15 protein-coding genes are annotated in these 18775 nt (G+C 69.6%); 8 read left to right on the top strand and 7 right to left on the bottom strand.

Features of this window, described 5'->3' with window-relative positions; translation table 11 throughout:
* Positions 1-40: 40 nt before the first annotated feature.
* The 4 genes from EV685_RS07130 to EV685_RS07115 all read left to right on the top strand — a co-directional run bounded on the left by EV685_RS07130 (position 41) and on the right by EV685_RS07115 (position 7279).
* The gene (locus EV685_RS07130) at positions 41-1261 is read left to right on the top strand and encodes a glycosyltransferase family protein (RefSeq protein ID WP_130481306.1); all 1221 of its coding nucleotides are present in this window, start codon (positions 41-43) and stop codon (positions 1259-1261) included.
* A gap of 426 nt (positions 1262-1687) precedes the next feature.
* Positions 1688-4045, top strand: a complete 2358-nt coding sequence (locus EV685_RS07125) for a type I secretion system permease/ATPase (protein ID WP_130481305.1) — start codon at positions 1688-1690, stop codon at positions 4043-4045.
* Positions 4046-4066: 21 nt separating this feature from the next.
* Positions 4067-5689, top strand: coding sequence for an HlyD family type I secretion periplasmic adaptor subunit (locus EV685_RS07120; protein ID WP_130481304.1), 1623 nt, complete (start codon positions 4067-4069; stop codon positions 5687-5689).
* Between the two features lie 201 nt (positions 5690-5890).
* Complete coding sequence (locus EV685_RS07115; protein ID WP_165396736.1) at positions 5891-7279, top strand: TolC family protein; 1389 nt, start codon at positions 5891-5893, stop codon at positions 7277-7279.
* Between the two features lie 590 nt (positions 7280-7869).
* Here EV685_RS07115 and egtD read toward each other — a convergent pair.
* From egtD to EV685_RS07100, 3 genes are read right to left on the bottom strand one after another with little or no spacing between them, the layout of a single operon-like run.
* The gene (egtD, locus tag EV685_RS07110) at positions 7870-8832 is read right to left on the bottom strand and encodes an L-histidine N(alpha)-methyltransferase (RefSeq protein WP_130481302.1); all 963 of its coding nucleotides are present in this window, start codon (positions 8830-8832) and stop codon (positions 7870-7872) included.
* Entirely contained in the window at positions 8832-10052 is a 1221-nt protein-coding gene (gene egtB / locus EV685_RS07105; RefSeq protein WP_130481301.1) for an ergothioneine biosynthesis protein EgtB, read from the bottom strand. Before egtB ends, egtD begins: the two co-directional genes overlap by 1 nt.
* Complete coding sequence (locus EV685_RS07100; RefSeq protein ID WP_130481300.1) at positions 10053-10334, bottom strand: DUF427 domain-containing protein; 282 nt, start codon at positions 10332-10334, stop codon at positions 10053-10055. It abuts the gene before it with no gap.
* A 264-nt stretch (positions 10335-10598) separates the two neighbouring features.
* Between EV685_RS07100 and EV685_RS07095 the strand changes: the two genes are divergently transcribed.
* From EV685_RS07095 to EV685_RS07080, 4 genes are all read left to right on the top strand, one after another.
* Positions 10599-10907 carry a BufA1 family periplasmic bufferin-type metallophore gene (locus tag EV685_RS07095; RefSeq protein ID WP_130481299.1) on the top strand — a complete coding sequence of 103 codons (309 nt, stop codon included), beginning with the start codon at positions 10599-10601 and terminating at the stop codon, positions 10905-10907.
* 66 nt (positions 10908-10973) lie between these two features.
* Entirely contained in the window at positions 10974-11849 is an 876-nt protein-coding gene (gene bufB, locus EV685_RS07090) for an MNIO family bufferin maturase (RefSeq protein WP_130481298.1), read from the top strand.
* The gene (locus tag EV685_RS07085; protein ID WP_130481297.1) at positions 11846-12628 is read left to right on the top strand and encodes an HvfC/BufC N-terminal domain-containing protein; all 783 of its coding nucleotides are present in this window, start codon (positions 11846-11848) and stop codon (positions 12626-12628) included. Before bufB ends, EV685_RS07085 begins: the two co-directional genes overlap by 4 nt.
* Positions 12625-13110, top strand: a complete 486-nt coding sequence (locus tag EV685_RS07080; protein WP_130481296.1) for a DoxX family protein — start codon at positions 12625-12627, stop codon at positions 13108-13110. Before EV685_RS07085 ends, EV685_RS07080 begins: the two co-directional genes overlap by 4 nt.
* A 49-nt stretch (positions 13111-13159) precedes the next feature.
* Here EV685_RS07080 and EV685_RS07075 read toward each other — a convergent pair whose 3' ends face one another.
* The 4 genes from EV685_RS07075 to prfB form a co-directional block, all read right to left on the bottom strand.
* Positions 13160-14185: a class 1 fructose-bisphosphatase gene (locus tag EV685_RS07075; RefSeq protein ID WP_130481295.1), complete on the bottom strand. Its 1026-nt coding sequence runs from the start codon at positions 14183-14185 to the stop codon at positions 13160-13162.
* Positions 14186-14225: 40 nt separating this feature from the next.
* Positions 14226-16919, bottom strand: coding sequence for an aminopeptidase N (gene pepN / locus EV685_RS07070; RefSeq protein ID WP_130481294.1), 2694 nt, complete (start codon positions 16917-16919; stop codon positions 14226-14228).
* A 12-nt stretch (positions 16920-16931) separates the two neighbouring features.
* A complete protein-coding gene (locus tag EV685_RS07065; protein ID WP_130481293.1) occupies positions 16932-17630 on the bottom strand; it encodes an HAD family hydrolase in 699 nt (232 codons plus the stop codon).
* A protein-coding gene (prfB, locus tag EV685_RS07060) for a peptide chain release factor 2 (RefSeq protein WP_130481292.1) occupies positions 17630-18734 on the bottom strand; the annotation gives its coding sequence in 2 pieces (ribosomal slippage) (positions 17630-18652 and positions 18654-18734; 1104 coding nt in all). The genes EV685_RS07065 and prfB overlap by 1 nt, the downstream gene beginning before the upstream one ends.
* Positions 18735-18775: the final 41 nt, after the last annotated feature.

Here is an 18775-nt window from a genome sequence, read left to right as displayed (position 1 = left end):
CGCGCCCCGAACCGATCCTCCACCGCTGCTGGTCCTGCCCATGTCCGTTGTCTTTCTTGAGGAATCCCCCACGCCGATCTATGCCCGCATCGCGAGGGCGCTCGGTCAGGAACTGGCGCGGCGCGGCCATGAGGTCATGCTGGTCAAGCCTTCGGGCTTCAGCACCGCCACCTTCCCGGAATTCCTGCGCGGCCAGCAAGGCGCCGTCTACCTCTCGACCGCCGGCTCCAACGTCATCCAGCAGAGGGCCGAAGGCCGGCCCGGCCACTTCTTCGAGGAGTTCCCCGGCCGGCTGGTCTTTCTGCACCAGGACGCGCTGCTCGGCGGCCTGAGCTTCGAGGCCGCGCAGTCGCGCCTGCGGGCCTGGCAAAGGGTGGCCGGCCGTTCGGCCCACCTGTGCATCGAGCCCGACAGCGTCAGCGCGCTGGCCGCCGTGGGCATCGGCCATGCCGCCTGGGTGCCGCATGCCAGCGAGTTCGCCGCGACCACGCCGCTGGACACCGCCGACTGCCGCCACGGCGCCAGCTTCGTGGGCCATGCGCTGCCCTGGTCCTACCAGCCCAGGATGGCCAACGCCTCTCTCGAACAACTGCTCGGCGGCCTGCTGGAGCAGCGCAGCGCCCAGCTCGACACCGCCCTGCATCCGGCGCTGCTGCCCTGGGTCGACCGCAGCCTGAGCGCCTTCAGCGGCATGCCCGACGCCAGCGACGTGGCCGTCTCGCGCCAGGCCTATGTGCACTGGCTGCGCGGCCAATGCAACCTGCGCACGATGGCCTTCCGCGGCCGCCTGCTCGAACAGGCCGCCGCCGCCGGCATGACCGACGTCACCGTCTACGGCGGCGACCCGGCCTACCTGCACCGGGTCGACCGCCAGGCCACGCTGGGCCACGGCATCCGCCACGAACCACCGGTCTACGACGACGCCGCCGTGCACGGCATCTACCGCAGCAGCGCCTGCAGCATCAACATCAGCTCGCTGCAGTTCGACCATGCGGTGGTCAACCGCGTGCATGACGTCTTCATGGCCGGCGGCCTGTGCCTGACCGACCGCCGCCCCGGCCTGCCCGAGCTGACGCGCGAACACGCCGACATCAGCTACGCCACACCCGACGAGCTGCACGACCGCGTCCGCCACTTCAGCGACCCGCGCCACGCCAGCCAGCGCCGCGCACTGATCGCGGCGGTCCAGCGCGACGTCATGGCGCACTCCGGCTACCCGAAGGTGGTCGACGGGATCGAGCAGGTGCTGGCGCGGATGTGAGGGGGCGGGGCGGCGAACACCGTTCCGGTCCGGAGACCCATCGGCGACACCGCGTCGGACACGGCGTGTCCGACCTACCTTGTCCCAACACGTCGAAGGGTGACGATGGGTTGTCGCCGAACGGCCGAAGCGGACCGTAATGGCTCGTCCCACTGCCCTCGGGCGACACACGTCGTCAGGAGGTCGGACACATCGAGTTCGACGCGGTGATGCCGATGGGCATGCGGCCTTGACACGCGTTGAACACGCCCGTCGGATGTCCCGTCCCCCTGACGGCCCGGATCAAGCCCCCCCGCGTCCCCCTTTTCCACGCGCTGCGGCGGGGCGGGCTGGGCCACAGTCGGGCATGGCGAACCCACGATGGGCGAGCCCGGTGCGTGCCGCGACGAGGGCGTGCGCCGAACGACCCGAGTCCCCACCTGCACGATGACCTCAGCCGCTGCCCACGCCCATGCGCCGGACGCCTACGCGAACGGTGGCCGTGCCGTCGTCGACAGCAGCGACGACGCCTTGCTCGGTGCCGTCATCTGGCTCATCCGCCACCACGGGGTGCAGCGCACGCCGCAGTCGCTGCTGGACGGGCTGGGCATCGCGCAGATGTTGACGCCGCCGCTGGCGGTGCGGGTGCTGGATGCGGCTGGCTTCAACGCCAGCGTGGTCGAGCGTGAACCGCGCCAGATCCTGGCGCTGCTGCTGCCGGCCATCTTGCTGCTGCGCAATGGTGATGCCTGCGTGCTGGTCGAGCGGGTCGTGCGCGGCCAGCAGGTCGCCTACCGCATGCTGATGCCGCCGGGCGAGCCGGGTGGCGCGCCGGTCGAGGTGCTCGCCAGCGAGGCCGAGCTGCAGGCCGAGTACTCCGGCCATGTCCTGATGGCCACGCCGCGTCTGGGTGCGCCGCTGGCCGGTCGGCGTGCCGATGACGATCTGGTCAACCCGCGTGGCCACTGGCTCTGGAGCACGCTGCGCCGCTTCATGCCCTACTACCGCGGCGCCATGCTGGCGGCGTTGCTGAGCAATGTGCTGATGCTGTTCATCGGCCTGTTCACCTCGGTCGTCTACGACCGCGTGATCCCCAACCAGGCCTTCGTGACCCTGTGGTCGCTGGCCGCTGGCGCCGGGCTGGCGATCGTCTTCGACCTGATCGCGCGCCAGCTGCGCAGCCACCTGATCGATCAGGCCGGCAAGAAGGCCGACCTCGCGCTGGGCGCCATCCTGTTCCGCAAGGCGCTGTCGGTGCGGCTGGAACACCGGCCCGAATCGTCCGGCTCCTTTGCCCACCACCTTGCCCAGCTGGAGGTGGTGCGCGACTTCTCGACCTCGGCGACGATGTCGGCGATCAGCGACCTGCCGTTCATCTTCCTGTTCATCGCGATGATCTGGTTTGTCGGCGGCCCGCTGGTGGTCGTGCTGCTGATCGCCGTGCCGCTGATCCTCGCGCTGACGGTGGGCGTGCAGCATGTGCTGCGCAAGGCGTCGACCGCCAACCAGCGCCAGCAGGCCGACATGCAGGGCATCGTGATCGAGTCGATGGAAGGCATCGAGACGGTCCGCGCCGCCAGCGCACAAGGCCACTTCCAGCGCCAGTACGAAGAAAGCAATGCGATGGCCGCACAGGCCGCGCTGCGGGCGCGTGCGCTGTCGAGCTGGGTCAACAACCTGACGATGGTGTCGCAGCAGATCATCACCGTGGTGATGCTGGTCTGGGGCGTGCACCTGATCGCCGAAGGTCATCTGACGGCCGGCGCGCTGATCTCGGCGGTGATGTTCGCCGGCCGCGTCGTCGCCCCGCTCGGTGGCGTCGTCAGCCTGGCGTCGCGCTACCAGGGCGCCCGCGCCGCGCTGCGCATGCTCGACCAGCTGATGGCCCAGCCGAGCGAGCGCGATCCCGCCCATGCCTATCTGCCGCGTGCGCGCATCAGCGGCCAGATCGGCCTGCGCGACACCGCCTTCGCCTACAGCCAGAGCAATGCCGCCGGTGCGACCAGCCAGGGCCCGACGGTGCTCAAGGGCATCAACCTGCGCATCGAGGCCGGCGAGCGGGTCGCCATCCTCGGCAAGATCGGCAGCGGCAAGAGCACGGTGCTGCGCCTGCTCGGTGGCCTCTACCTGCCCACCGAGGGCTACACCGAGGTCGACGGCATCGACCTGCGCCAAATCGACCCGGCCGACTACCGCGCCCAGGTCGGCTTCGTGGCCCAGGAGCCGCGCCTGTTCCGCGGCTCGCTGCGCGACAACATCCTGCTCAGCCGTTCACACGCGAGCGCCAGCACGCTGGCCGAGGTGCTGCGCCTGACCGGTCTGGACCGGGTCGCCGCTGCCCATCCACAAGGCATCGAGATGCCGGTGGGCGAGGGCGGCCGGATGCTCTCCGGCGGGCAACGCCAGCTGGTGGCGCTGGCGCGTTGCCTGGTCACCAGCCCGAAGGTGTTGCTGATGGACGAGCCGACCAGTTCGATGGATGCCCAGAGCGAGATGCAGTTCATCGCTCAGCTGCGCCCGCTGGTGCGCGATCGCACGCTGGTGGTCGTGACGCACCGCCCGGCGCTGCTCGAACTGGTCGAGCGCATCGTCGTGGTCGATGGTGGCAAGGTGGTCATCGACGGGCCGAAACAGGCGGTGTTGCAGGCGCTGGCCGGTGGCCCCAAGCCCGGCGCTGCGCTGCCGCAGCAGGGCGTGACGCCCGGCGCGCTCAACACCGGCATCTATGTCGGACCGGCCGGTGGCATGGGCCAGGCCGCGCAGGCCGCGCACGCGGGTCGCGCACCTTTCAGCGTGGTGGCCTGAGCGCAGCGGGCAACGTCCAACATGGCCTTCAAGCTCAGCCTCCCGCAACCCGGCGCCTGGTTCGCCGCGCTGGCGCAACGCGCGCCGTGGCGGCGCAAGGTCGTGGCCGAGCCGGTGGATGCGGCGTCGGCCGCGCCACGTCCGGCCCTGTCGGCACCGGCACCGGCAGCGACGCCGACCGCCGAGCGACCGCAGGTTGGCACGCGCCGCAACGGCCCCGGTCGACGGGCCACCGACCAGGCTCGCCAGGAGCCTGCGATGGGCCTGGAGGCCGATCTGGCGGCACTGCGCCGGGGTGAGCGCCGGCCGCCGCCCGGCATCGACATGCCCGGTGAGGATGCCCAGACCCCGGGCCTTGCCATGCCCCGTGCCGGAGATCGCGGCTGGGGCGCCTACAGCGCCGAGCGCGACTACAAGGACGATGTCCGGCCCGACCGCCTGGGCCAGGTCCGGCCCGGTGACGAGGACTTCCTGCAAGGCCTGAAGGCCGCCCGCGCGGTCGAGGCCACGCCCGGCGCGCTGTGGCCGCTGTGGCTGCTGGCGCTGATCGTCGCTTGCGCGCTCGGCTGGGCCGCGCTGGCCAAGGTCGACGTCATCACACGGGCCGAAGGCAAGGTGGTGCCCGATGCGCGTGAACAGGTCATCGCCAGCCTGGAAGGCGGGATCCTGAGGGCCCTGCATGTGCGCGAAGGCGATCTGGTCGAGGCCGGCCAGGAGCTGGCGCAGCTCGACCCGACCCGCTTCGCAGCGGTCCAGAACGAGGGCCAGGCCCGCCAGGTCGCCCTGCGTGGCACGGCGGCCCGGCTGGCGGCCGAGGCCAACGGGCGTGCGCTGGTCTTCCCGGCCGATGTCCGCAACGACCCCAGCGTCGTGGCTGCCGAGACCGAGGCCTACGACGCCCGCCGTCGTTTGCTGGAAGAAGCCGCTGCCGTGATCCGCCGCAGCATCGGCCTGATCGACCGAGAACTCGGCACCGCCGAGGCGCTGGCCAGCCAGGGCCTGATGTCGGACGTCGAGGTCATGCGCTTGCGTCGTCAGCGCAACGACCTGCAGATGCAGGTGCAGGAGCGTGTCAACCGCTTCCGCCAGGACGCCAGCACCGAATTGCTGCGGGTGCGCACCGAACTCGCCCAGCTCGGCGAGCAGCAGATCGCCAAGGACGACCAGCTCAAGCGCACCACGCTGACATCGCCGCTGCGCGGCATCGTCAAGAACATCCGCATCGCCACGCTCGGCGGCATCGTCGGGCCCGGCGCACCCATCCTGGAGATCGTGCCGCTGACCGACCGCGTGCTGATCGAGGCGCGCATCAAGCCGGCCGACATCGGCTTTGTGCGGGCGGGGCTGCAGGCCGAGGTCAAGCTCAGCGCCTACGACTACTACACCTACGGCGGCCTCAAGGGCACGATCGAATACCTGAGCCCCGACGCGCTGGGCGACGAACGGGCGGGCGGTCCGGACAACACCTACTACCGGGCCCGCATCCGCACCGATGCGGCCACCTTGCGCGGCAAGGACGACAAGCCCCTGCCGGTGCTGCCCGGCATGACCGCCGCCATCGAGATCCGCACCGGCGACCGCTCGGTCATGCACTTCCTGCTCAAGCCCATGATGAAGGGCACCGAGGCCTTCCGCGAGCGTTGAGTCGTGCCGGTTTCACCGCGCTATTCCCGGCCGACCGGATCGCGAAGAAACGTACAGTTCCGGCAAACGCCGCCTCGCGCGGTCCTGTGGAGCCTGTGCATGTTGATCCGAGTCCGCCGCCCGTCCGCCTCGTCCGCCCCGTTCTCTTCGGCTTCTCCGTTCTCTCCCGGTGCCTTGTGCGGCAGGCTGCGTCCCCTGGCCGTGGCTGGCCTGGTCGCCTGGATCGGCGCCAGCGCGCCGGGCCTTGCGATGGCCTATTGCGACGAGGCCGATGCGGTGGCTGGTGCGCCTGCCGGTCGACCGGCCTTGCCGGACACGCAGGCCTTCAGCGCCTCCGAACTGTTCGATGGGCCGGCCCAGGGTGACGGCATGACCCAACTGGCCTCGCTGGCCCGCGAGGCCGTGCAGGCCAGCTTCGACGTGCGCGGGGCCGAACACGGCAGCCGCGCCGCCCGCCAGGATCTGCGCCAAGTCGAGGCCGGCAAGAGCCCGCAGATCGGCGTGAACGGCACGCTCGGCATCGGCCAGAGTGCCGTGGCGGGCACCACCCAATCGGTCGGCGGCGTCGGCACGGCCGGCGTCAACGCCAGTGCGCCGCTCTACGACGGCGGTCGCCTCGACGCCTTGAAGGACTACCGCCAGCGCCTCGTCTCGGCCAGCGACGAAGGCGTCGGCAACGCCCGCGAACGGGCCTTGCGTGAGGCGCTGCTGACCGTCATCGACCGCAACCGCTACCGCCTGCAGCTCAAGGTGCATGGCCAGCAGGTGGCCAAGCTGAGCTGCCTGAGCCGTTCGATCGAGCAGATCGTCGCCCGCGACCGCGGCCGCGCCAGCGAGTTGGTGCAGGCGCGCAAGGGTGTGCGCCAGGCCGAGATCGCGCGTGACGAGGTCCAGTCCCTGCTGCGCCAGGCCGATGCCCGGCTGCGCCGCGTGGTCGGCGACAACGTCGCGCCCTGGGGCGCGGTGGGCGTGCCGCTGATCGAGCTGCCGGCCCTGGACGGCTTGCTGGCCCAGGTCAACGACAGCCCCGAGATCCGCGCGCTGCGCCTGCAGGCCGAGGCCCTCGACCGGCTGGCCCGCGCCAACGCGGCCGAAGGCGCGCCGCAGGTGCGTTGGCAGGTGGGCGCCAATTCGGCTCGCCAGGCCCAGACCACCACCCACGGCTGGAACGCGGGTCTGGCGCTGAACATGGTGATCGACGACGGCGGTGCGGTGAACGCCGCCGCCAGCGCCAGCCGCGAACGCGCTGAGGCCACCCGTCGCGCGATGGAGTCGGGCATCAACGAACGCGCCAAGCAGGTCAGCACCTTCCACGACGCGGCCCGCAGCGCTTACCTCCGCGCGCGCCATTTCGCCGGTGTCCTGCAGGACAGCGACCAGCTGCGCAACGCGACCTTCGAACAATGGTCCAAGCTCGGCCGCCGCTCGCTGTTCGACCTGATCTCGGCCGAGAACGAGCACTACCAGCTGCGCATCGCCTACATCAACGCGCTGCACGACGGCTTCAGCGCCTCAGCCCAGCTGCGCAACGCCAGCTCGGGTCTGTTGCCCTGGGTGGCGCCGGAGCTGGCGGCAGTGCCGGCGCGCTGAGCAAGGTTGGGGTTCGGAGGCCCATCGGCACCAGCCCGTCGGACACGGGGTGTCCGACCTACCGAAGGCAGGCCGGGCCCAATCGAAACAAGCGCGTTTGGCAGGTCGGGGTTGGGCGGCCCATCGGCACCAGCCCGTCGGACACGGGGTGTCCGACCTACCGAAGGCGGGCCGGGCCCCATCGAAACGAGCGCGTTTGGCAGGTTGGGGTTGGGCGGCCCATCGGCGCCAGCCCGTCGAACACGGGGTGTCCGACCTACCGAAGGCGGGCCGGGCCCAATCGAAACAAGCGCGTTTGGTAGGTCGGGGTTGGGCGGCCATCGGCACCAGCCCGTCGGACACGGGGTGTCCGACCTACCGAAGGCGGGCCAGGCCCAATCGAATCAAACGCTCTTGAATGGTCGGACCAAGGTGGCTCACCGGCACCAGCCGTTCGGACACGATGTGTCCGAACGGCCGAAGGCAGGCTGGGTTCACTCGTATCAACCGTTTTCGGTAGGTCGGACACCCCGTGTCCGACGGGCTGGTGCCGATGGGCCTCCAAACGTCCACGGCGTGGAACGCGCCCACGGGCATCCTGCCCGGGTCGCTCAGGCCGTGAGCCAATGCACCGAGAACAGCTCGTCCGGATCGCTCCAGACCCGCTCGGGCTGCCAGCCGGCCCGCGCTGCCAGCGCCTGGAAGCCCGGCACCGTGTACTTGCAGGAGTTCTCCGTGTGCACGCCATCGCCTTCCGCGAAGGTGAAGGCATGGCCGGCGACGTGCACGGTCTGGGCGCGGCGGCTGACCAGGTGCATCTCGATGCGCTGGTGCGCCGGTGAATAGAAGGCCGCGTGGTGCCAGGCCGACAGGTCGAAGTCGGCGTCAGCCTCGCGGTTGGCCCTTGCCCACAGGTTGAGGTTGAAGGCCGCCGTCACACCCTCGGGGTCGTTGTAGGCCGCATGCAGCCGGGCCGGGTCCTTGATGCGGTCGACGCCGATCAGCAGGCCGCCGCCCGGGCCGATCCAGTCGCGGAAGCGCTGCAGCAGCGCGACCGCCTCGCCAGGCTCGAAGTTGCCGATCGAGCCACCGGGATAGAAGCCGACGCGGCGGCCATCGGCCAGCGGTGCGGGCAGTTGCAGCGGCTGCAGGAAGTCGGCTGTCAGCGGGCGCACCGGCAGCGTGGGCAGGGCATCGGCCAGGTCGGCCCGCAAGGCGTCCGCCGCCGCCAGCAGATGGGCGCCGGAGATGTCGATCGGCAGGTAGCCGGCGGGACGCCAGCCGCCGCGCTGCATCGCCCGCAGCAGCACGCGCACCTTGGTGGCCGAGCCGGCGCCGGGTTCGACGATCTCGGCATCCGGGCCCAGCGCTGCGGCGATCTCGTCGGCGTGGCGGGCCAGCAGTGCGGTCTCGGTGCGGGTCGGGTAGTAGGCCTCGAGCGTGCAGATGCGGTCGAACAGGGCCGAGCCGGCCTCGTCGTAGAACCACTTCGGCGACAGCCGGCGCGGCGTCGCCGACAGCCCCGCCACGAGTTCATCGGCATAGCTGGCCGCAGCAGGGGTCTCGGGGTGCATCACAGGTCCTTGGCCAGCCGCAGGCCGGTGAACTGCCAGCGCGCGGCGGGCGGGAAGAAGTTGCGGTAGCTGTCGCGGGCGTGGCCGTCCGGTGTGGCCAGGCTGGAGCCACGCAGCACCAGTTGGCCGACCATGAACTTGCCGTTGTATTCGCCGACGGCGCCTGCCGCCGGGTGGTAGCGCGGGTAGGGGTCGTAGGACGAGCGGGTCCATTGCCAGGCCACGCCGTGCGACTGCGCCAGCGCGGGTTCGGCGCGGGCAGCGGCCTCCCACTCGAACTCGGTCGGCAGCCGCGCCCCGGCCCATTCGGCATAGGCTGCCGCCTCGTACAGGCTGAGGTGGCGCACGGGCTGGTCGGCTTGACGGGACTGCACGCCATGCAAGGTGAACTGCTGGCCGTCATCGAGCCAGTGCAGCGGCGCGGTCCAGCCCTGGGCCTGCACGGTGGCCCAGCCGTCGGACAGCCACAGCGCCGCGCGCCGGTAGCCACCGTCGTCGATGAAGGCCTGGTACTCGCCTTGCGTGACCAGCCGCGTGGCCAGCGCATGGGGCTGCAGCAGCGCCTCGTGTGCCGGGCCTTCGTTGTCGAACAGGAAGCGGCCGTCGCGGGCCGGGTCGTGGCCGATGCGGGCGATGCCGCCGGGGCGTTCGATCCAGCCGGCCGCTGCACAGGCGTCCAGCGGCAAGGGGCCGGCCCGCAGCGCCGGCCGCAGCGGGTTGAGCGAGAACAGGTGCAGCAGATCGGTCAGCAGCAGTTCCTGGTGCTGCTGCTCGTGGTGCAAGCCCAGCTCGATCAGCGCGAGCACGGCGGCGACCTCCGGCTCGTCGGCACGGGCCTCGGCCGCGCCGATCAGGTCGGCCATCGCGGCATCGACCGCCCGGCGATAGGCCAGCACCTCGGCCAGCGTCGGCCGGGTCAGCAGGCCGCGTTGCGGGCGCGGGTGACGCGGCCCCAGCGCCTCGTAATACGAGTTGAACAGCAGCTGGAAGACGGGGTCATGCGCCGTGCAACCACGCGCCAGCCCGGTCGATGCGGGCTCGGCCTGCGGCAGCAGCACCAGCGTTTCGAAGAACCAGGTCGTGTGCGCCAGATGCCACTTGGCCGGGCTGGCGTCGGGCATGGACTGCACGCACAGGTCTTCGGCCGACAGGCCGTCGATGCGCGCCAGCGTCTGGCGCCTGACCTCGGCGTAGCGCTGCGCCAGCGGGGTCGCCACCATTCAGTCGACCACCTTCACGCCCTTCCAGAAGGCGACGCGGCCGCGGATCTCGGCAGCGGCTTCCTTCGGGTCGGGATAGAACCAGACGGCATCCGGGTTGGCGTTGCCATCGATGAACAGCGTCAGGTAGCTCGCCTGACCCTTCCAGGAACACATGGTGTGCGTGTTGCTGGGCAGCACGTAGTCGTCCTTGAGCGCGCTGCGCGGGAAGTAGTGGTTGCCTTCGACCACCACGGTGTCGTCGCTCTCGGCAACGACCGTGCCATTCCAGATTGCCTTCATGTGGGAGGTCTCCTGCCCGGTCTGCGGGCGTGGGTGGATCGGTGTAGTCGGACAGCGGCGGCGATTCTTTCAGCGGCGCCGGCCGTCATCGGCTGCGGTTCAGCTTGGACGGCGATCAGCATACGTGGCGAACGTTTCTTGTGTGCGACCCCGTAAGAACCATGGGGGCTCGGCCGTCCAAGCAGCACGGTCGCTGGAAAGGGTCCAGCGGCTTGTAACCCCAAGCGATCCAAGCCGATTGCAAGCAACCTTCTGGAGTTCGACATGACCGCTTCCATCACCACCCGCCTGCCTGCCGCCGCTCTCGCCATCGCCCTGGCCTCTGCCTTCACCGCACTGCCGGTCGCTGCCCAGTCGGCCGACAAGGAAAAGTGCTTCGGCGTCGCCGCAGCCGGCAAGAACGACTGCGCCGCCGGTGCCGGGACGACCTGCGCGGGCACCTCCAAGACCGAGCACCAGGCCAACGCCTGGTCCTATGTGCCCAAGGGCAGCTGCATGAAGACCGTCTCCAAGACCTCGCCCACCGGCTTCGGTCAGACCATGGCCTTCAAGGACATGATGAAGAAGGGCTGAGCCCGCGCCCGGCCGCCACTTCAGCGACTTCGACCGCATCGACCGCATCGACCTCCCGGAATCCCGATGAACACGCATCCCATCCACCGCAGCGGACCCGCAGCTGCTGGCATCGGCCTGAAGCACGGCCACGTCGCCGAGCTGCTGGCGATGCGTCCGGACATCGGTTTCCTGGAGGTCCACGCCGAGAACTACCTGGTCGCTGGCGGGCCGCTGCACCACGCGCTGACCGCGGTGCGCGAGCGTCACGCGATCACGATGCACGGCGTGGGCCTGTCGATCGGCGGTGAGGACGCGCTGGACACCGATCACCTCGACCGGCTTGCCGCGCTGCTCGATCGCTACCAGCCCACCGTCTTCTCCGAACACCTGGCCTGGTCCAGCCACGGCCAGAACTTCTACAACGACCTGCTGCCGCTGCCCTATGACGGCGCCACCCTGCAGCGGGTCTGTGAACACGTCGACCAGGTGCAGACCCGCCTGCGCCGCCGCCTGCTGCTGGAGAACCCGTCCACCTACGTCGAGTTCGCCGCGTCGACGATGGACGAGGCCAGCTTTCTCTCCGAGGTCGTGCGCCGCACCGGCTGCGGCCTGCTGCTGGACGTCAACAACCTGCATGTGTCCTGCGTCAACCACGGCCGCAGCCCCGCCACCGACCTGCGCCGTTTGCCGCTGCATGCCGTCGGGCAGGTCCATTTGGCCGGTCATGCCGTCGAACACGACAGCCTGGGCGCGCCGCTGCTGATCGACAACCACGGCTCGCCGGTCGCCGAGGCCGTCTGGTCGCTCTACCGCGAGCTGCTCTGGCGCATCGGCCCGGTGCCCACACTGATCGAACGCGACAACGACATCCCGCCGCTGCCCGACCTGCTGGCCGAGGCCGACCGGGCCCGGCGGGCGATGGATGCGCTGGTCATCGACGACACCCGGGCGGCCGCATGACCACCGCCCACCAACAGATCGCCCGAGCCTTGCGCAGCCCGACCGCGCCCCTGCCGGCGGGTCTGCGCAGCTGGAACGGCTCGGACGTCGGCCAACGTTTCGCGGTCCATCGCAACAACGTGCGTGTGGGCTTGGTCGATGCGCTGGCGCAGAGCTTTCCGGTCACGCGTTGCCTGGTCGGCGATGACTTCTTCCGCGCGATGGCCGGCCACTACGTCGCGCAGCACCTGCCGCAAAGCCGCGTCATGGCGCTCTACGGCGACACCTTGGCGGACTTCATCGACCATTTCGAGCCGGCCACCCAACTGCCCTGGCTGGGCGACGTCGCCTGGCTCGAACACGCCCGGGTCGTTTCCTGTCACGCGGCCGATGCCGAGCCGGTGCAGGCTCAGCGGGTGAGCCAGGCGCTGGCCCTGGGCGAGCGGATCGGCACGTTGCGCTTCACGCTGCAGCCGTCGGCCCGGCTGGTTCGGTCGCGCCATGCGGTGGTCGACATCTGGTTGGCCCATCAGGCGGACGACGGCGAGGTCACGCCCTTCGACCCGGTGGGCGCGCAGGACGCGTTGATCGTGCGCCCCGCCAGCGAGGTCCTGCTGCTGCGCCTGCCGCCGGGCGCCGCAGCCTTCATCGATGCGGCGATGCAAGGCCTGCCGCTGGCCGAATGCGCCGAGCAAGCTATGACCGAAGCACCCGATGTCGACCTGTCGGCGACGCTGGGCCTGTTGCTGGCCCATGGCGTCTGCACCGAATTGAACTGGCCCGAGGACACCACCCCATGAACAGCCCCTACCTCCGCGACGCCCTGGCCCTGTGCCAGCGCATCCCGCAAGACGCCATCGCCCTGCTGGCCCGTGTCTCCATCGCCAGCGTCTTCTGGCTGTCGGGCCAAACCAAGGTCCAGGGCTTCGTGCTCAACCCGCTCAGCGGCGAGGTCCAGCTCGGTTGGCCGCGCCTGTCCGACAGCGTCGTCGACCTGTTCCGCGAGGAATACCGCCTGCCGTTGATCGACCCGACGATCGCCGCCGTCATGGCCGCCGCAGCCGAACATGTCTTACCGCTGTTGCTGTTGCTCGGCCTCGCCACCCGCTTCTCGGCACTGGCCCTGCTGGGCATGACGGCGGTGATCCAGCTGCTGGTCTACCCGGGCGCGTGGCCGACACACGGGACGTGGGCGGCGGTGCTGCTGATGCTGGTGGCCAGCGGGGCGGGCCGGTGGTCCCTGGATGGGTGGTGGACGGGTCGGCGAGCCGGACGCGCTTGAAAGACGGGGTGGCACGAGGCGCCACACCGGCACCGCAGGTGCGGTGCGCTCAGCCCGCCTGCTGCCCTTGCGCCTCGACGTGATAGCGCGTCACGCGCTCCACCTCGTTCTTTGAGCCCAGCATCACCGCGACACGTTCGTGCAGGGCCGTGGGCACGATGTCCATGATGCGGCGTTCGCCGTTGGTGGCGGCGCCGCCAGCCTGTTCGATGAGGAAGGCCATCGGGTTGGCCTCGTACATCAGGCGCAGCTTGCCGGGCTTGTTGGGCTCGCGGCGGTCCCAGGGATAGAGGAAGACGCCGCCACGGGTCAGGATGCGGTGGACGTCGGCGACCATGGACGCGACCCAGCGCATGTTGAAGTCCTTGCCGCGGCTGCCTTCCTTGCCGGCCAGGCATTCGTCGATGTAGCGCGTCACCGGCGGGGCCCAGTGGCGCATGTTGGACATGTTGATCGCAAATTCCTTGGTGTCCTCGGGGATGCTCACGTCCTCGTCGGTCAGCACGAAGCTGCCGGTCTCGCGGTCGAGGGTGAACATCGCCACGCCGTCACCGACCGTCAGCACCAGCGTGGTCTGCGGGCCATAGACGCAGTAGCCGGCCGCCGCCTGCTGCTTGCCGGGCTGCAGGAAGTCTTCCTCGCTGACACCGCGCTGGTTGTTGACCTTGCGCAGCACCGAGAAGATGGTGCCGATGGACACGTTGACGTCGATGTTGCTGCTGCCGTCGAGCGGGTCGAACAGCAGCAGGAACTCGCCCTGCGGGTAGCGGTTGGGCACGACGTGGATGGAGTCCATCTCCTCGGACGCCATGGCCGCCAGGTGGCCGCCCCATTCGTTGGCCTCGATCAGCACCTCGTTGGAGATGATGTCGAGCTTCTTCTGCACCTCGCCCTGCACGTTCTCGCTGCCGGCGCTGCCCAGCACCTCGCCAAGGGCACCCTTGTTGACGCTGATGGCGATGCGCTTGCAGGCGCGGGCGACGACCTCGATCAGCAGGCGCAGCTCGGAGGTGATGTGGCCGTGCTTGCGGTGCTGTTCGACGAGGTAGCGCGTGAGGCTGACGGGTTGGGCCATGTGGGGTTCCTGCGGGACGACAAATGGAGGAGTTTCGCGATCAATCCTGCAAGGCTCGCGTGACGATTTCGCGCGTGTCCGGAGAAAGATCGGCCCGGCCGGACACCCGAATGAGGGCCTCTTGCGCCGCGCTGCGATACGGCTCGGCCAGGGTGCGCCAGCGGTCCAGGCCACGCGCGAGGCGGGCGGCCAGTTGCGGGTTGAAGGTGTCGACCTCGACGACCTTGTCGGCCCAGAAGACATAGCCGGCCGCGTCCTCGCGGTGCAGCGCGGACGGGTTCATGACAAACAGCGTGGCCAGCAGGCTGCGCGCCCGGTTCGGGTTGCGCAGCGAATAGTCCGGGTGCAGCGCCAGCGCCTTGATGCGGGCAAAGACGCGGCCGTCGCGTTCGGGCGTGCCGGCCTGCAGGGCGAACCAGCGGTCGATCACCAGGGCCTCGTCCTTGAACTGGGCGTGTACACGCGCGAGTGCCGGTTCGGCCAGTTCGTGATGGGCATGCAGCAGGGCGATCAGCGCGCCCTGCCGGTCGGTGAAGTTGCCGGCGTCCTTGACGCGCTGGAAGGCCTTGCCGGGCCAGACGGTGTCGCCGGTCCGCGCGGCATCGAGCACCAGATGCGACAGTGCCAAGTTGGCCAGCGCGCGACGCCCGGCCGAGACCGGGTCGGGGCGGTAGGCGCCGTTGTCCTGATGGGCCTCGAAGGCCCAGACCCAGTCCTCGTGCAGGGCCTGCGCCATCTGGCTGCGCAGGGCCTCTCGGGCGGCGTGGATGCGCGGCGGGTCCACCGGGATGCCGTCGGCGGCGAGCTGTTCGGCCAGATAGCCGGCGCTCGGCGGGGTCAGCACCAGGTCCTTGAAGGCGGCATCCAGCGTCGGGTCGCGCAGCACGACGCGCTGGGCGTCCAGCCAGGCGGCATCGAGCTGCAGCGGCTGGCCCGAACGCACCGCAGACAGCAGGCGCTGGACGGCCAGGCGCTGCGCCGCCTCCCAGCGGTTGAACGGGTCGGTGTCGTGGCGCAGCTGGGTGAACAGCGCCGCCTCGTCGGCCTGCGCATCCAGGATGACGGGCGCCGAGAAGCCCCGCAGCAGCGACGGCACCGGCGCGCTGGTCAGGCCGTACAGGCCGGTGAAGACGAAGGTGAGGCTGGCCTGGTCAAGCACCAGCACGCGCTCGGTGCCGCTGTAGCCGTTCTCGCCATCGAGTTGCAGCAGCAAGGGGCGGCCGTCGGAATCGAGCAGGCCCATCGCGACGGGGATCACAAAGGGCGCCTTGACCGGCTGACCGGGCGTGGCGGGGGTGTGCTGGCTGAGCGTCAGCGTGTAACTGCCTTGCTCGGCGCTGTAGACGCCGCGGGCGCTGACCCGTGGCGTACCGGCCTGCGCATACCAGCGCTTGAAGCTGTCCAGGCGGGTGGCCAGCGGGCTGCCGGGGTTGGCGTCCGCTATGGCCTGGGCGTAGTCGTCGCAGGTGACGGCCTGGCCGTCGTGGCGCTGGAAGTAGAGGTCCATACCGGCGCGGAAGCCGGCCTCGCCGACCAGCGTGGCCATCATGCGCACGACCTCGGCACCCTTCTCGTAGACGGTGGTGGTGTAGAAGTTGTCGATCGCCTGGTACTGCTCGGGCCGCACCGGGTGGGCCATTGGGCCTGCATCTTCGGGGAACTGCATCTGACGCAGCTGGCGCACGTCCTCGATGCGCTTGACGGCGCGGGCCGAGGCCTCGCCGGCCATGTCCTGGCTGAAGGTCTGGTCGCGGTAGACGGTCAGGCCTTCCTTGAGGCTGAGCTGGAACCAGTCGCGGCAGGTGACGCGGTTGCCGGTCCAGTTGTGGAAGTACTCGTGGCCGACGACGGCCTCGATGTTCCCGTAGTCGACATCGGTGGCGGTGGCCGGGTTGGCAAGAACGAACTTCGTGTTGAAGATGTTCAGGCCCTTGTTCTCCATCGCGCCCATGTTGAAGTCGCTGACGGCGACGATCATGAACCGCTCGAGGTCCAGGCTCAGGCCGAAACGGGCCTCGTCCCACACGACCGAGGCGATCAGCGAGTTCATCGCGTGTTCGGTCTTGTCGAGGTCACCGGCGCGCACATAGACCTGCAGCAGGTGGTCGCGGCCCGAGCGGCTGCGCACGCGCTGTTCGCGGCAGACCAGATCGCCAGCGACCAGCGCAAACAGGTAGGACGGCTTCGGGTGCGGGTCGACCCAGGTGGCGTAGTGGCGGCCGTGGTCGAGCCGGCCTTGCTCGACCAGATTGCCGTTTGACAGCAGCACCGGGTAGCTGCGCGCATCGGCACGCAGCGTGACGCGGAACAGCGCCATCACATCCGGGCGGTCCAGGAAGTAGGTGATGCGGCGGAAGCCCTGCGCCTCGCACTGCGTGAAGAAGCTGCCGCCGGAGGTGTAGAGGCCCGACAGCTCCAGGTTCTTCTCCGGCGCGCAGGTGTTGCGGATCTCCAGCGCGAAGGGCTCGGCGGGCAGGTTCTCCAGCACCAGCTGGCCGCCCTCGTTGCGAAAGGAGATCGACTCGCCGTTGACCAGCACGCGCGTCAGCACGATGTCCTCGCCGTCCAGCCGCAGCGGCTCGCCCGGGCGCGCGGCATTGGGCTCGACCTGCATGCGGTTGATGACCAGGGTCTTGGCTGGATCGAGGTCGAAGCTCAGGTCGACGCTGCGGATCCAGTGCGACGGGGCGGTGTAGTCCTCGCGCCGCACCAGCGGGGTCGTGCCTTCACGCATGGGAGTTCTCTTTCAGGTCGGAAGATGGGTCGGCAGCTTGTAGCCGGTGTAGTCGGCGATCGAGCCGATCACGTTCGGGTAGGCCGAGAAGGCGCTGGCGGGCAAGGTGGTGGTCAAGGCCACGGCGGCCATGCCGGCGCGGCGTGCCGCCTCGATGCCCAGCGGCGCGTCCTCGAACACAAGGCAGTGTTCCGGCGCGATGCCAAAGCGGCGGGCCGCTTCGGCAAAGATGTCCGGATGTGGCTTGCCACGCAGGGTCTCGCCGGGCGCACCGCCGAACTTGGGTTCGGACGGGCTGGTGATCGTGTCGATCAAGGCTTCAAGCCCGAAGCGCTCGAAGGTGACCGCGATGTTCTCGCGCGGCGCGGCGGTGCACAGCGCAACCTTCAGGCCGCGCTCGCGGGCCTGGGCGCAGATCTCGGCCGCACCGGCGATCAGCTGCAGCTCGCGCGCCGCGATCTCGCGGTAGAGCGCTTCCTTGCGCTCGGCCAGCATCAGGCGCCGGTCGGCATCCCAGTCGGGCCAGTGGTCGCGCACGATCTCTTGCTGGGTCCGCCCGGCGGTGGCCAGGAAGAAGCCGTCCGGGTCGTCGAAAGGCAGTTCCAGCTCGGCATGCCAGAGGATCCAGGACCGCTCGTGCAGCGGCATGCTGTCGATCAGCGTGCCGTCCATGTCGAACAGCACGGCCCGCAGTTCGTGTCCGTGTGCCATCACAGCCCCGACTTCAGGCTGGCTTCGATGAAGGCATCGAGGTCGCCATCGAGCACCTTCTGCGTCGCCGAGGTCTCGTGGTTGGTGCGCAGGTCCTTGATGCGGCTCTGGTCGAGCACGTAGCTGCGGATCTGGTGGCCCCAGCCCACGTCGGTCTTGGTGTCTTCGAGCTTCTGCTGGGCTTCCTGGCGCTTGCGCATCTCGAAGTCGTAGAGGCGCGAGCGCAGCCGCTTCCAGGCGACGTCGCGGTTGCTGTGCTGGCTGCGGCCGTCCTGGCACTGCACGACGATGCCGGTGGGGATGTGCGTCAGGCGCACCGCCGAGTCGGTCTTGTTGATGTGCTGACCGCCCGCGCCCGAGGCGCGGAAGGTGTCGGTGCGCACGTCGGCCGGGTTGATCTCGATCTCGATCGAGTCGTCGATCTCCGGGTAGACGAAGAGCGAGGCGAAGCTGGTGTGGCGCCCGCCCGAGCTGTCGAACGGGCTCTTGCGGACCAGCCGGTGCACGCCGGTCTCGCTGCGCAGGTGGCCGAAGGCGTAGTCGCCTTCGACCTTGATGGTGGCGCTCTTGATGCCGGCGGTGTCGCCTTCGGTCTGGTCCTCGACCGTGGCCTTGAAGCCCTTGCGCTCGCAGTACTTGAGGTACTGGCGCAGCAGCATGCTGGCCCAGTCACAGGCCTCGGTGCCACCGGCGCCGGCCTGGATGTCGATGAAGCAGTTGCTCGGGTCGGCCGGGTTGCTGAACATGCGGCGGAACTCGAGCTTCTCGATCAGCTCGCGCAGGCCGGCGACCTCGGCCTCGATGGCCGCCAGGCCGTCGAGGTCGCCGTCGTCCTTGCTCATGTCGTAGAGCTCGGTGTTGTCGGCGAGGTTGCGCGTCAGGTGGTCGATGGTCATGACCACGTCCTCCAGCGCCTTCTTTTCCTTGCCCAGTTCCTGGGCGCGTTTCGGGTCGTTCCAGACGCTCGGATTTTCGAGCGCGGCGTTCACCTCGGCGAGCTGCAGCGACTTGCGTTCGTAGTCAAAGATACCCCCTTAGCGCGTTCGTGCGCTCGCTGAGGTCGGCCAGGGCGGTGCCGATGGCGTTGATCTGTTCGATGTCCATGGGACGGTGTCCTTCGACGTTTTTCTTCAGGATCCTGGTGC

Source organism: Sphaerotilus mobilis (assembly GCF_004216565.1).
Classification (GTDB): Bacteria; Pseudomonadota; Gammaproteobacteria; order Burkholderiales; family Burkholderiaceae_C; genus Sphaerotilus; species Sphaerotilus mobilis.
This window is presented reverse-complemented; position numbering and strand designations above follow the sequence as displayed.